This is a genomic window from Pseudomonas sp. SWRI51 (genome assembly GCF_014268825.1).
Classification (GTDB): domain Bacteria; phylum Pseudomonadota; class Gammaproteobacteria; order Pseudomonadales; family Pseudomonadaceae; genus Aquipseudomonas; species Aquipseudomonas farsensis.
This window is the reverse complement of record NZ_JABWRG010000002.1, coordinates 150,615-165,545: the sequence shown is the minus strand read 5'-3', so window position 1 is coordinate 165,545 and position 14,931 is coordinate 150,615. Positions and strand designations below refer to the sequence as shown.

8 protein-coding genes are annotated in these 14,931 nt (G+C 64.6%); 2 read left to right on the top strand and 6 right to left on the bottom strand.

The genetic code is table 11. The features are described from left to right. On the top strand, positions 1–4,478 hold a 4,478-nt coding region (locus HU720_RS01510; protein ID WP_186516711.1), incomplete at its 5' end, for a non-ribosomal peptide synthetase. Positions 4,479–4,536: 58 nt separating this feature from the next. Continuing rightward, a complete protein-coding gene (locus HU720_RS01505) occupies positions 4,537–5,490 on the top strand; it encodes an alpha/beta hydrolase (RefSeq protein WP_186516710.1) in 954 nt (317 codons plus the stop codon). An 87-nt stretch (positions 5,491–5,577) separates the two neighbouring features. On the opposite strand, the gene HU720_RS01500 is transcribed toward HU720_RS01505, so the two are convergent. The 6 genes from HU720_RS01500 to pvdM all read right to left on the bottom strand — a co-directional run bounded on the left by HU720_RS01500 (position 5,578) and on the right by pvdM (position 14,777). Next, positions 5,578–7,998 carry a TonB-dependent receptor gene (locus HU720_RS01500; RefSeq protein ID WP_186516709.1) on the bottom strand — a complete coding sequence of 807 codons (2,421 nt, stop codon included), beginning with the start codon at positions 7,996–7,998 and terminating at the stop codon, positions 5,578–5,580. Positions 7,999–8,160: 162 nt separating this feature from the next. Beyond that, complete coding sequence (locus HU720_RS01495; protein WP_186516707.1) at positions 8,161–9,810, bottom strand: cyclic peptide export ABC transporter; 1,650 nt, start codon at positions 9,808–9,810, stop codon at positions 8,161–8,163. Between the two features lie 16 nt (positions 9,811–9,826). Next, positions 9,827–11,161, bottom strand: a complete 1,335-nt coding sequence (locus HU720_RS01490; protein WP_186516705.1) for a SidA/IucD/PvdA family monooxygenase — start codon at positions 11,159–11,161, stop codon at positions 9,827–9,829. Between the two features lie 113 nt (positions 11,162–11,274). Next, complete coding sequence (locus HU720_RS01485; protein WP_186516702.1) at positions 11,275–12,135, bottom strand: formylglycine-generating enzyme family protein; 861 nt, start codon at positions 12,133–12,135, stop codon at positions 11,275–11,277. A 13-nt stretch (positions 12,136–12,148) separates the two neighbouring features. Continuing rightward, complete coding sequence (locus HU720_RS01480) at positions 12,149–13,420, bottom strand: aminotransferase class V-fold PLP-dependent enzyme (RefSeq protein WP_186516700.1); 1,272 nt, start codon at positions 13,418–13,420, stop codon at positions 12,149–12,151. A 10-nt stretch (positions 13,421–13,430) separates the two neighbouring features. Beyond that, positions 13,431–14,777 carry a pyoverdine-tailoring dipeptidase-like protein PvdM gene (gene pvdM / locus HU720_RS01475; protein WP_186516698.1) on the bottom strand — a complete coding sequence of 449 codons (1,347 nt, stop codon included), beginning with the start codon at positions 14,775–14,777 and terminating at the stop codon, positions 13,431–13,433. Positions 14,778–14,931 lie beyond the last annotated feature (154 nt).

Sequence of the window (14,931 nt, the reverse complement as noted above, 5' to 3'; positions counted from 1 at the left end):
ATGCATTGCCGGTGGCGGTGGCTGACATCGAAGACATCTACCCGTTGTCGCCCATGCAGCAGGGCATGCTGTTCCACACGCTGTCCGATGAAGGCAGCGATCTTTACGTCAACCAGCTCAGCCTGCCGGTCGAGGGGCTCGACGCCGAGCGGTTCCGTGCCGCCTGGCAGCATGTGATCGGGCGTCACGACATTCTGCGCACCTCATTCCACTGGCAAGGCGGGCAGAGCGCGCCGCTGCAGGTGGTGCATCGCCATGTCGAGGTGGCGATGAGCGTGTTCGACTGGCGCGCACGCAGCTTCACCGATGCCGACCTTGAAGCGCTGGCCCGCGCCCAGCGGGGGTTCGACCTCAGCCAGGTGCCGTTGCAACGCCTGCTGCTGGTACGCACCCACGACAGCGAACACCGCCTGGTGTGGACCAGCCACCACATCCTCATGGATGGCTGGAGCAGCTCGCAGTTGTTCGGCGAGGTGTTGCAGCACTACGCCAGTGGCGAGGTGACCGGTGACAGTGGCCGCTATGGCGACTTCATCGCCTGGTTGCAGGCCCAGGACCAGAGCCGTCTGCAGGGCTACTGGCAGAAGCGGCTGCGCCTGCTCGACGCCCCCACCCAACTGAGCCAGGCCATCCACCCTCGGCACAGTGCCGAGCTGCCAGGCCACGAGGCGCTCTACACGCGTTGGGATGCGCGGCGTACCGCAGCGTTGCAGCAACATTGCCGCAGCCAGGGCATCACCGCCAATACCCTGATCCAGGGCGCCTGGCTGTTGCTGTTGCAGCGTTACACCGGACAGCGCAGCGTGGCCTTCGGCGCAACCGTGGCCGGGCGCCCGGACAGCCTGCCCAACGCGCAGAACATGCTGGGCCTGTTCATCAATACCCTGCCGGTGATCCAGACCCTGGACCCGGCGCAGCGCCTGGACCTCTGGTTGCAGCAGCTGCAGGCCGACAACCTCGACCTGCGCGAGCACGCCCATGCGCCACTGGCGGATATCCAGCGCTGGTCGGGGCAGGGCGGGCAGGCGTTGTTCGACAGTATCATCGTGTTCGAGAACTACCCCATCGACCAGCGCCTGGAGCAAGCCCAGGGCGGGTTGCGCTTCGGCGAGTCGAGCAGCCACGACGTCACCAACTTCCCCATGGACCTGGCGGTGACACTTGGCGAGACGCTTTCGATCGAATACCTGTTCCTGCGTAGCCACTTCACATCAGAGGCGGTGCAAGGTATCCGCGAGCTGATGGAAACCCTGCTGCAGTCGATGATCGAAACGCCGGCGGCGCCCATCGGCAACCTGCAGCGCCTGACCCCTGTACAAGCCCAGGCGCTCGATACCTGGGGCGCGGTGCCTGCACAGCAATACCAGCCGCTGCTGCTGCCCGGCCTGATTGCCCGGCAGGCGGCTGCGCGGCCCGAGGCGATTGCCGCTGAGTGCGCAGGCCAGGCCATCAGCTATGGGCAACTGGAGGCGCGTGCCAGCCAGCTGGCGCGCCATCTGCTGGCGCGCGGCGCAGGGCCGGAAGTGTTGGTCGGCGTTGCCCTGGAGCGTTCGCTGGACATGCTGGTGGCATTGCTGGCGGTGTTCAAGAGCGGCGCGGCCTACGTTCCGCTTGACCTGGACTACCCGGCCGAACGCCTGGCGTTCATGATCCAGGACAGCGGCATGGCCCAGCTGATCGGCCGCGCCGACCTGGGCCGGCGCCTGGCCTTGCCCGACGGGCTGGTGCCGCTGGATCCGGCCACGCTGGCCGATGCCGCACCCACGGCGCCCGCGCTGCTGCCGGTGCTGCACGAACATAGCCTGGCCTATCTGATCTACACCTCAGGTTCGACCGGCGTGCCCAAAGGGGTCGCCGTCAGCCATGGGCCGTTGAGCATGCATTGCCAGGCGATTGCCGAGCTGTACGAGATGCAGGCCGGCACCCGTGAGCTGCATTTCATGTCGTTCGCCTTCGACGGTGCCCACGAACGCTGGCTCACCACGTTGTCGGTGGGCGGCACCCTGGTGCTGCGTGACGATGAATTGTGGACCCCGCAGCAAACCTGCGAGGCTTTGGGGCATGGCCGCATCGATATTGCCTGTTTCCCACCGGCCTACCTCAAACAGGTGGCCGAGTATGTGCAGCTCAGCGGCTGCCAGGCGCCTGACGTGGGCATCTACTGCCTGGGCGGTGATGCGGTGCCGGAGCGCACCCTGGCTGAGGTGCGCACTGTGCTGCGACCACGGCTGATCACCAATGGCTACGGCCCGACTGAGACGGTGGTTACGCCGATGCTGTGGAAAGCGCCGGCAGAGGAACCCTGTGGAGCGGCCTATGCGCCCATCGGGCGGGTGGTCGGACAGCGTTCGTTGCAGGTGCTGGACGATGACCTCAATCCGCTGCCGGCCGGTTTTGCCGGGCAACTGTTCATTGGCGGCCGTGGCGTTGCTCGTGGCTACTACCAGCGCCCGTCGGCCACTGCCGAGCGCTTCGTGCCGGACCCTTTCGGCGCTCCGGGCGCGCGCTTCTATCGCTCCGGCGACCTGGTGCGGCTGCGCCAGAGTGGCGTGCTGGACTATGTCGGGCGGTTGGACCACCAGGTCAAGGTGCGAGGGTTCCGCATCGAACTGGGCGAGATCGAGGCTTGCCTGCGTCAGCAGCCCGGTGTCGTGGATGCCGTGGTCATCGCCCGCGATGGCGTTTCGGGCAAGCAACTGGTGGGCTATGTGGCAACCACCGAACCGTTGCGCGGTGACGCGCTCAAGGCGGCCCTGGCCGAGACCCTGCCGGCCTACATGGTGCCGTTGCAGGTGATCTGCCTTGAGCGCCTGCCGCTTTCACCCAATGGCAAGATTGACCGCAAGGCCCTGCCGGAACCGTCGTTCGATGTTGCCAGCCATGTGCCGCCGCGCAGCGACGAAGAACAGTGGATGGCGCAGATCTGGGCCGAGGTGCTGCAGGTGGAGCAGGTCGGCATCACCGACAACTTCTTCGAACTGGGCGGTGACTCGATTCTCAGCCTGCAAGTGATTTCGCGGGTGCGCAACCACGGGCAACTGAAGCTCGAACTCAAGTTGCGCGACCTGATGCGCTGCCAGACCATCGCCAATCTGTTCGACCAGCAGGGCGTGTCGCGGGCAACCGGCGAGCACCAGGCTGCGGTGGTGGAGGGGGCCTTCCCGCTGATTCCGATCCAGGAATGGTTCTTCAGCGCCCAGACCCACTCGCCCGAGCATTTCAACCAGGCTTTGTTGCTGCGTGCCAACCAGGCGCTGGATGTCGATGCGCTGCAACGCACGTTGACTTGCATGCTTGGCCAGCACGATGCCCTGCGCCTGCGTTTCAGCCAGCAGCAGGGGCGATGGATCCAGCGTTATCAGCCGTTGCAGGAATGCCTGCAGGGCCTTGCGCACGACCCGCTGTTATGGGTGCGCGAGGTGGCCGACGAGGACGCGCTGGAGGACATGGCCAACCAGGTGCAGCGTAGCCTTGACCTGGCTCAGGGCCCGCTGATGCGTGGCTTGCTGGCAACCTTGGGCAATGGCCAGGTGCGGCTGTTGCTGGTCATCCATCACCTGGTCATCGACGGGGTGTCCTGGCGGGTGCTGCTGCAGGATCTGCAACTGGCCTACCAGGCTTGCCTGGCGGGGCGCGAGCCCCAGCTGCCGGTGCGTACCAGCAGCTTTGGCGAATGGGCTGCCGGCCTTGCCGGGCACGCCCCGGTACTGCGCGAGCGTGAGCTGGACTACTGGCTGGGGCAACTCGACCGCGAGGACGCGCCGCTGCGTTGTGACAACCCGCGCGGCGGCAACTTGATGTGCCACCGTGACGAGGCATCGTTCAGCCTTGATGCCGTCGCCACCGGGCAATTGCTCAAGCAGGCGCCGGCAGCCTATCAAACCCAGATCAACGACCTGTTGCTGACCGCCCTGAGCCGGGCCCTGTGCCAGTGGGGCAGCACTGACTCGGCGTTGGTGTTGCTGGAGGGGCACGGCCGCGAGGACCTGTTCGAGCAGTTGGACCTCAGCCGCACCTTGGGCTGGTTCACCAGCATGTACCCGGTGCGCCTGAGCCCCGGCACGGGCCCTGGCGAATCGATCATGGCGGTCCGTGAGCAACTGGCGGCGGTGCCGAACAAGGGGATTGGCTACGGCGTGCTGCGGCACATGGACCAGCCGTGGGTGTGTGAGCGCCTGGCCGAGCTGCCGCAGGCCCAGGTCACCTTCAACTACCTGGGCCAGCTCGACCAGAGCTTCGATGCCGAGCATGCCTTGTTCTTGCCGGGCCCGGAAAGCGTCGGTGACAGCTTCTCGCAACAGGCGAGCCTGGCCAACTGGCTGGAGGTGGTTGGGCAGGTGTTCGATGGCAAGTTGTCGTTCCGCTGCATCTACAGCAACCGGCGCTTCCGCCAAGGCACTATCGACGCCTTGATGCAGCAGTTCGAGGCGCAACTGCTGCTGTTGATCGAGCACTGCCTGCACGTCCAGGGCGACTGAACCTTTTCTTTCTTGCACAGAGGCCCGGCGCAGCTGCGCCCGGCCTGGGACCCATGTCATGTCACTGAACCGCGAAATTGCCGAATTCCTCGATCTGATCGAGGCCAGCCCAGGTGATGGCCAGTCGATGGCTTTCCACCAGAGTACCCCTGCCCAGGCCCGCGAAGCCTTCGAACAAGCCTCGCTGCGCATGCGCTGGAACGTGCCGCAGGTCGACACCGAGGACCTGTACTGCCGCGCCCGCGATGGCGCGCAGTTGGCGCTGCGCCTGTATCGTCCACAGGGCGCCAGCGCGCAGCCGTTGCCGGTGCTGCTGTACTTGCATGGTGGCGGCTTCGTGGTGGGTAGCATTGCCTCCCACGATGGCGTTTGCCGCGAGTTCTGCGCGCGCACCCCGTGCGCGGTGCTGACGGTTGATTACCGGCGTGCCCCGGAGCAGCGTTTTCCGGTAGCGCTTGACGACTGCGCCGATGCCTTGGCCTGGCTTGAGGCCAATGCCTGCGCACTGGGGCTCGACGCCAGCCGCGTCGTGGTGGGCGGTGATAGTGTTGGGGCAACGCTGGCCAGTGTGCTGGCGATCGATGCTGCGCGTAGCGGCGGGCCGATCCAGCCGCGCTTGCAACTGCTCTGCTACCCGGTGGCCGATGCGTCGCAGTGCGCCGAGTCACGCACCTTGTTTGCCGAGGGCTACCTGCTGGAAAGCGCGACCCTGGAATGGTTCTACGACCACTATGCCCGCAGCCCGGAAGATCGCGCGCAGTGGCGCTTCTCGCCGCTGCTGGCCACCGGCCTGCAAGGCGTGGCGCCGGCGTACCTGGGGCTGGCTGGGTTCGACCCTTTGCTCGATGAAGGGCAGGCGTACGCCCAGCACCTCAAAGCGCAGGGTGTGACGGTGTGCTGTGAGGTATTCGAGGGGTTGGTGCACGACTTTCTGCGCATGCGTCTGGTAACGGCAGAAATCGATGAGGTGTACGAAAGGTTGGTGCACGTCGTGCGCGAGGCGCTGCGCTGAGTCGCTACGGGGGAAGCTGCACTGTGCATGTGCCTCCCCGGTTCAAGGCGTTTGTCTTGAACCGGGGAGGCAAGTGCAAGCCTTGGTTCAGAACTTGTATTGCACGCTGGTCATGAAGTTGCGCGGCGCGCCATAGACGCCCCAGGCATCGACGTAGGAATAGTACTTGCGGTCGAAGACGTTGTTCAGGTTCAGCGAAGCACTCAGGTTCTGGGTGATGTCGTAGCGTGCCATCAGGTTGGCGACGGCGTAGCTGCCCTGGGTGAACGTGTGCAGGTCCTGGCCAGTCTTGCTCTGCCAGTTGACCCCGCCGCCAACGGTCAGCTTGTCATCGAAGATGCCAGGCAGGCGATAGGTGGTGAAGGTCTTGGCGCTGTGGCGCGGCGTGTTGGTGACGATGCGGTTGTCATCGGCGTCGGTGCTGACACTGTAGGCGTAGCCTGCAAAGGCTTGCCAGCCCTCGGCCAGTTCACCATTGAGCTCCAGCTCGACACCGTCGGTGGTGGTGCCTTGCTCGGCTCGGTAGATATCCGGCGCGCGCTCATACACCGCCAGGTTGTCCTGGTCGATGCGGAACAGCGCAAGGCTTGCGTTGAGCTTGTCGTCGTTGAAGCTACCCTTCAGGCCCACCTCGTACCCGGTGCCCTCTTGGGGATCGAGCGGCTTGAAGTTGGCGTCGCGCACGCCATAGGGCTGCGGGTTGAAGATCTTGGTGTAGCTGCCATAGACCGACCAGGTTTCATTGAGGTCGTAGACCACGCCGGCGTAGGGCAGGAACACGCCGTGGCGGTTCTCGTCGCTCTTGGTATCGAGGGTTGGGTCAACCCAGTTCTGGTAGTCGCTGGTCCGTCTCCAGTCGGTGACGCGGCCACCGAGGATCACGGCCAGGTCGTCGGTGACATGGAAGCGCCCGGTCATGTAGGCAGCGTACTGGTTTTCCTGGATGTAGGTCTTGCCCTTGGTGGTGGTGTCGGGGCGCGCGCCGCTGCCATCCCAGTCCCAGATATTGCCGATGGTGCCGTCGTAGCCGGTCCACGGGCCGAACCAACCGCCATGGTCGGGGGTATTTTCGGTGTAGCGCGACAGGGTGACGCCGGTGATCAACTCATGTTCGCGGCCAAACAGGCTGAACGGGCCGGACAGGTAGGCATCGAGGTTGTTCTGCCGAGGCTTGCCAGACCAGCGGTTGGGGTACAGGTACGCGCCCGAACCGTCGACTGCGCTGATCGAGCCGTTCATGTAGGTGATCAGCTCGTCGAAGTCCATGACGCTATGGCTCACTTCGACCTTGCCGCTCCAGCCGTTATCGAACTGGTGCTCCAGCGAGGTGAACACGTTGGTCTGCTTGCGGTCGTTGTACGACCAGTTCGCCGCGCTGTTTTTCGAGCGGCTGAAGTCAGTCTTGCTGCCATCGGCATAGCGCACCTGGAAACCGGTACGCAGCGGGTCATCGACCTGGCTGTTGAGGTAGCTGAAGCCGACGGTGAGCATGGTCGCTTCGCTCAGGTCGAACTCGGAAATGCCGTAGACCAGCTGGGTGTCTTGCTCCAGGCGGTCAACGAAGGAGTTCTGCGTCTTGTAGTCCACCACCAAGCGCGCGCGGATGTTGCCCGTCTCGGTGAGCGGGCCGGAGACGTCGAAGCCGGTGCCGTAGCGGTCCCAGCTACCGGCCTCGGCGGTCACGCTACCCTGGAAGGTTGCGGTGGGGCGCTTGCGGATCATGTTGATGGTCGCCGACGGAGTGCCGGTGCCGCTGATGAGGCCGGTGGCGCCGCGCACGATCTCGACGCGGTCGTACATCGCCGTGCTCTGGGTGGTGTTGTCCAGGCGTGGCGAGGTCGGTACACCGTCGACTTCGAAGTTGTTGATCTGGAAGCCGCGCGACCAGTAGGTATCGTTCTCGGCGCCGATGCCGGTACGCAGAACAGTAATACCGGGTGTGGCTTCCAGAACTTCGGTCAGGTTGGTGAGCTTCTGGTCGTCCAGGCGCTGACGGGTGACCACGGTGACCGACTGCGGGGTTTCCTTCTGGGTCAGGTTCAGGCGCGTCGAGCTACTGGACATGTAGGTGGTGTACAGACCGGTGCCTTCGGTGACCGAACCTGGCGCCATGCCGGAAATCGACGTCGGGCTCAGTTCCAGCGCAGCCTCCCCGGCAGTGGGCGGAGCCATCAGCAGGACGGTATTGCCATCGACCCGGTAGGACAGGCCGCTACCCTGCAGCAGGCGCTGCAGGGCTTGCTCGGTGGACAGCGACCCGGAAACCGGCGCGGACTTCAGGCCCTGCACCAAGTCAGGGCTGTACAGGATCTGCAGGTTGGTCTGTTGACCCAACTGCTGCAGGGCGCTGGACAGCGGCTGTGCGGCGATATTGACCGAGACCTGTTCGGCGTGCGCGGCGCTGCTCCCCAGCAGCATCAGCGCAAGCACGGCGCCAGGCAGTACCGCGCGGTGGCTGCGCGATGAACGTAGGGCTCGGGCCAGTGGGGACAAGTTCAGGTGAGACATGAGTGGAACAACTCCTGAAGGAAGCGGGCAGTTTTTCTTCTAGATTGACCAGTAAGTGATAATTAGACGCATCACGATGTAAAAACCGGAAAACACAACTGCACGGGCCGTGGACGCTCGTTTGGCAGTAGGGCTGCAGTGCAGCCCCGGCGAGGGCTGCAGTCAGGCCGGCACGCTCTGGGTGATGACCCGACCGGCTTGCATGCGCACCAGTTGGTCGGCGATGTCGAAGTAGCGGTCATCGTGGGAAATCACGATGATCGTCTTGCCCATGCGTTTGAGGTCCGGCAGCAGCTCGGTGTAGAAAATCCGGCGGAAGGTCGGGTCCTGGTCGGCTGCCCACTCGTCGAACACCAGCACTGGACGCTGCTCCAGCCAGGCATTGACCAGCGCCAGGCGCTTGCGCTGGCCGGTCGACAGGTCGGTGGTGGTGAACTTGCCGTCCTCGACTCTGACCTTATGCGAAATCTCCAGCCGCTCCAGGTACTGGTTTGCATCTTCGGGGATGGATTGCTCACCCTGGATGACATCGTCGAACAGGTAGTAATCGGCGAAGATGGTGGTGAACAGTTGCCGGTACTGGTCCCGGTCACTGGCCTCGATCACCTGGTCATCCAGCAGTACCTGCCCCTGTTGCGGCGCATACAGCCCCAGCAGCAGCTTGATCAGCGTGGTCTTGCCACATCCGTTCTCGCCGACGATGAAGATGATCTCGCCCTGTTCGATGCGCAGGTTGACCGGCCCCAGGCGAAACGGCGCGGCATCGCCCACTGGCGCGAAGGCGTAGGTGACGTCGACCAACTCCAGGCTGCGCACCGAGGCGGCAGGCGCCGGTGCGTCGCTGAGCAGCAGGTGCGGTTCCGGCGAGGAAAACTGCCGGGACAGCTCGGCAATACGCTGGAACGCGATGCCGGCGCGGCCGACGATAGGCAATGTGCCGATCAGGTGTTCAAGCGGCCCTTTCATGTACAGCAGCACCAGCACGAAGCCACTGATCACCGCCTTGTCCTGGCCTGGCCCTGAGGTGTGCATCATCAGCGCCACGCCGATCACCACGAAGAACAGCATCGAGCCAAAGGTCTTGGCGATGACGAAGGTATTGATCGAACGGATCTGCGTCCTGCAGATGAAGTCGGCGGTGGCCTGGATGCCGTGGACGAACATGCGGTGGCGGCGCGGGCGATGGATGCGCAGCTCCTTCGCGCCGCCTGCGACCGCGTTGTACTGGCGTTGCAGATCGTCCTCGGCGTCGCGCGCGGCCATGAAGCCGCGCACCCCGACCGACTGGGCGAAATACTGGGCGGTGGTGCCAATCGCAATCGCCGCCAGCATCAGCAGGAACATCGGCCATGACAGCATCGCCAGGTAACCGAGGCACCCCAGTGTCACCGTCAGCGAGATTGCCAGCGGCGCGAAGGCGAAGGCAAAGTCGCTTATGGTGTCCACGTCGTGGGTCAGCACCGGGATCAGCCGGTGGCTGCGAAAGCGTTCAATCTGCTCGATGGGTGCGGCGAGTACCTTCTCGCCAAGCGTCTTGCGTAGCTTGGCGATGATGTGCTGGCCGACATAGTTGGTGCCGATGTCCGACAGAATCGTGCTGACCAGCGCCAGCAGGCACAAACCGGCGAAGCCCAGCATCAAGCTGTGCCCCAGGTCGCCTTCGGCATGCAACGCGCCGTTGATGGTGGCCAGCAGCGTTGTCACGCTCAGGCCGCCGAGCATGCCCAGGGCAATGGATAGGGTGACGATCGGCCAGAACGGCTTGAGCAGGACCAGCAGCTCGCGCAGGGCCCCACGGTTGGAAGTGCTCATCGGTGGGTTCCCGTGGTCAGGCGCTGGTTGCGCGCAGGGCGGCCGGGGCGTTGCTGGCCTGGTTGCCGAGATGCTGGTACAGCGACTGGCCAATTTCCAGGGCGCGGGCCGGCAGTACCGAAAGCAGCGTGTCGGAAAGCCCGTGGGAGGCCTCGCAGAAGCCTTGCAGGTAAACGCCGGCAGCGAACTCGGGGCTGGCCAGGGCGCGGTAGTCGCGGTCCACCTCGAAGTCCTTGAGGTGCTGTTGCAGCGGCGCCAGCAGCTCGCGGTGCGAGCGGCGCTCGTAGCCGGTGGCCAGAATCACGGCGTCGTAGCGGTGGGTCTGGCGCACATCGGTGGCCAGGTCGCGCAGGGTCAGCTCGATACCTTCGGCAGTGTTGACCACTTGTTCGATATCGCGTCGGCACAGCACGTGGTGGCGGTACTGATGGGCGACTTTCTGGCGATACAGAATGCCGTAGATGCGCTCGATCAGGTCGACGTCGACCACCGAATAGTTGGTGTTGTGGTACTCGTTGACCAACTTTGCCCGCTCGGCGTGGGGCTGGTTGAACACCAAGTCGGTGTATTCAGGGGCGAAGATTTCGTTGACGAACGGGCTGTCGTCGGCAGGCTTGAGTGCCGAGGCGCGCAGGATCATGTCGACCTTCACCGACGGGAAGCTGTCATTCAGGTCGATGAACGCTTCGGCGGCGCTCTGGCCGGAGCCGATGACGGCAATGCGCATGGGCTTGCCCTGGGTGCACGGCAGTTTTTGCAGGCCGGCCAGGTATTGCGAGTGGTGGAATACCCGCGGGTCATCCTTGAATGCGCGGAACGCCTCTGGGATTTTCGGCGTGCCGCCACTGCCGACTACTACGGAGCGGGCACGGCGGGTGTATTCGCGGCCTTGCTGGTCACGCGAGACCAGGCGCAGGTGGTCGACCTTGCCATCGTTGAGTGCCGGCTCGATGCGCAGCACTTCTTCGCCATACACCGCCTGGGTGGCGAAATGGTCGGCGGCCCAGCGCAGGTAGTCGTTGAACTCCAGGCGGCACGGGTAGAAGGTGCCCAGGTTGATGAAGTCGGCCAGGCGCTGCTTCTGGTGCAGGTAGTTGACGAAACTGTAGGGGCTGGTGGGGTTGCGCAGCGAGACCAGGTCCTTGAGGAAGGAAATCTGCAGCTCGCTCTGGGTGGCCAGGGTGTTGCCGTGCCAGCGGTAGTCGGTCTGCTTGTCGATGAACAGTGCGTCGAGGGCGTGGCCGTTGGTTTCGGCAAGCTCTTCCAGGGCGATGGCCAAGGCCAGGTTGGAGGGGCCGAAGCCGACCCCGATGAGGTCGTGGATGGTGTCGGGCGAAGCTGTCTGGCTCATGGTTGCGGTTCCTTGGATGGTCGAATGGGCGCCGCGAAAGGGCGCCCGAGTCCTGCGCAAGTACACCGATAGGAACGAGCCAGAGGGGGCAGAATTTAGCGCTGCCTGTTGCTTCAGAGCTCGCGGATCACACGAAAACCAAGCCAGTCGCCACGGTCGTCGCGCACCGTGGTATTGCGGTTGCCTGAGCGCGAGAAAATCGGCGCCTCGCCCCAGTCGTTGCCACGAATCACGATCTGCCGGCAGCCAGGCTCAGTGCGCGCGCTGCCGTCGGCCGGGGCGCCGCTGTAGCTGTCGTGGTAGCAGTCGGCAACCCATTCGTAGACGTTGCCGTGCATGTCGTAGACGCCGAACGCGTTGGCCGGGAAGCTGCCGACCGGAGAGCTGAAGCTGAAACCGTCCTTGGGCCCGTAGACGTTGGCGTACTGGCTGATTTCAAAGTTTGCGTCAGGCTCGAAAGGGAATGGGCCGGTGCTGCCGGCGCGGGCTGCATATTCGCGCTGCGCTTCGCTGACCATGGCGTAGCGCTTGCCGGTGCTGCGCGACAGCCACTGCACGTACTGCTCGATCTCCGCGTAGCTCATGCACACCGCTGGTTGGCGCGGGCCCTGCTGGTAGCTGGGCTTGCTGGCGGTACAGCGCCGGCCTGGGCGGTCATCGCCGTCGGGGATCTTCACCCCGGTGGCCTTGAGGTAGGCGTCCCATTCCCCGGCAGTCACCTGGAAGCGGCTGATGGCAAAAGGCTTGGCGAAGGTTACCGGGTGCTGTGGGCTTTCGTCGTCCTGGCGGCCCATTTCATCGTCCGGTGTGCCCATGGTGAACGTGCCTGCGGGCAGCACAACCATTTCCGGGCATGCCTTGCTGCAATCGCGAAACACGGTGCCGGGTTTGCCGGCAGGTTGTGCAGCCAGGGCTGGCAGGCTGCATAAGGCCACTGCGGCGGCCAAGGTCAGTCGATACAACGGTGCGTTCATGATGCTGCCTTGTTCAAAGTTGCTGGGTGATCAGGGCCATGGCGCGGTCGATCTGCTGCTCATCGTTGAGCAGGCTCGGCGCCAGGCGGATGACCGGGCCGACATCGCGGTACACCGCATCGCACATCACCTTGTTGGCGGTGAGGTGGGCGGCGACGGCGTCGGGGTCACGGTCCTTGATGCGGAAGAAACTGAAGCCTGCCGAGTAGCGTTCGCTGCGCGGCGTCACCACCTGGATCTGCCGGTGCTCGCTCAGGCGCTCCTTGAACAGGCCGTTGAGTTGGTGGATGCGCTGCTGCACATCGGCCTTGCCCAGTTGCAGGTGCAGCTTGAAAGCTTCGCCTGCGGCCCAGCGGTGTTCGAAGGCGTGGTAGCCGCCTGGGGTCATGATGGTGGCGAAGTCTTCGTCGCGAGAGAACGTGGCGATGGTCGGCGTAAGGTGCTCCATGCCGGTCGAGGCCGCGCAGATGATGCCGGTGCCGCGCGGGCCGAACATCCATTTGTGGGTGCCGGCAATGAAGTAGTCGCACTTGAAGTCGGCAAAGCGCGCGTTTTCGACCCCAAAGCCGTGCACGCCGTCGACCACATACAGAATGCGCTCGGCTTCACTGCGGTTGCGGTTGTGCTGGCGCACCAGTTCGCCGATCTCGCCCACCGGCAGTTTGACGCCGCTGCCCGAATGCACCCAGGTCATGCCCAGCACCCGGGTGTGGGGTTTGATGGCCTTGTCCAAGGTGCTCAGCACCTGGTCGGTGGACACCGTCCAGGGGTCGTCGAACAGGCGGATGCTGCGCACTGCGGTGCCTTGGCGCTGGGTGCGGAAGGCCAGGGCCTTTTGCGCTGAATAATGCTCGTGCTCGGTGACCAGAATTTCCTGGCCAGCGCCGACTTGCAGGCCGCCGTAGATCAGCGCCAGGCCCTCGGTGGTGCTGCCGGTCAGCGCGATCTGCCGCGGGCCGACTTCCAGGTAGCGCCCGGCCCACTCGCGCACCTCGTCTTCGCGCTGCCATTCGTACTGGCTTTCCCAGTCCATCAGCGCCGCCGGGTTGCGGTCCAGGTCGGCGCGGTGACGGTCGATGGCCGCTTGCACCGGGCGCGGGTGAGCGGTGACCAGAAAGTTGGCGAAGTGGGCGATGCTTGGGTCCAGCGGGAACAGTTCACGCAGGTTGCGCCACTTGTCTGCGCCGCTCAGCGGTTTGCTGGCAGGGGTTTGCCCATGGGCCAGCAATGGCAGGCTTGCGGCCAGTACGCTTGCCTGTTTGAGAAAGGTACGGCGGTTGCTCATCGGGTAATGCTCAGCGGTTGGCGACGGGGCGGGCGGATTTTTGTACCTGTTCCCAGGTGCGCAGAAAGTTGCCTGCCCAGAGCTTGGCGATGTCGGTTTCGCTGTAGCCACGGGTCAGCAGCTCGGCGGTGACATTGCGGATTTCGCTGACGTCCTTCCAGCCTTCCAGGCCGCCGCCGTCGTTGAAGTCCGAACTGATGCCGACGTGGTCGATACCGACTTTTTTCACGGTGTAGTCGATGGCATCGACGTATTGCTTGAGGGTGGCCTTGGGTTCTTCTTCAAGGATGCCGTACAGGGAGCCTGCGTATTCGCCAAAGCGCGCCTCGGGCCAGATGGCGATGACGGCATCGCCTGGCATCAAGGCATTGGCCAGGCCTTGCAGCGGTTGCAGGTCAAAGCGCGCGCGCAGCGCGTCGAGTTTGTCCAGCACCGGCTTGCTCAGGGGCTTGAGGTACTGGCCGAAACCGACCACCTGGATCACGCCGCCGCTGTCGCGGATCAGCTGCATTTCCTTGTCGGACAGATTGCGCGGGATGTCCACCAGGGCGCGGGGCGCCGAGTGCGAAGCCACCAGCGGCGCGCGCGACAGGCGGGCGACGTCTTCAAGGGCCAGCGTGGACATTTGCGAGACGTCGATGATCACCCCAAGGTCGTTCAGCCGAGCTACCGCCTGCTCGCCCAGCGGCGACAGCCCGCCCAAGGCGTCGGCGGTGTCGTTGAAGAACGGCAGCGGGCGCGACGAATCGGCCCAGTCATTGTTGCCGGTGTAGCTGAAACCGAACATGCGCATGCCGCGCGCAGCCCACAGGTCGAGCTGGCTCAGGTCATGGCCCAGCGGGTAGGCGTTGAGCATGCTGATGAAAATGGCGAACTTGCCTTCGCCATTGAGGCGGCGCAAATCTGCCGGGGTGTAGGCAATGCCGACCTGGTTGGGGAAGTCGCGGACCATGCCGGTGATGATCTTGTAGCGCACTTCCTGCTCGTGCCGGGCGGCGTCGACAAAGCCCGGGGTAGGGCGGTGCGGGGCGTTCTCGCCGTTCCAGATTTCCGGCCAGCCAAACACCGTCAGCGCGGCCCCCGACAGGCGACCACGGCCAGCCTTGACCAGGTCGAACTGGCCTGGCCCGTCCTTGTCCAGCTCGTTGCCGGCGCTGCCCAGGTCCAGCGGCACGGTAACGTGGCTGTCGAACGACAGCATGTGCTCATGCAGGGCTGTGGCCTGTTCGACGATCTTGTGCGGGTAGCCGGCGTCCTTTTGCTGCCAGTAGAGGTAGCCGGCGGCGCTGCCCAGGGCAACCGCCAGGGCCAGGGGCAGGCCTATGTACAGGGCTTTGCGGGAACGGGTCTTGGTCATTGCCATCTCGTGCTGGGCTGATCGGAGCGCCCGGCCGGGGCCTTGACGGCACCCGGACAGGGCTTGGGTATCAGGTGGACGAATGGGCGGCTGGCAAATTTATCGCGCGCTGGCGCTCAAGCCTGGCGTGGCGCTGCCGATAGTGCGCTTATCG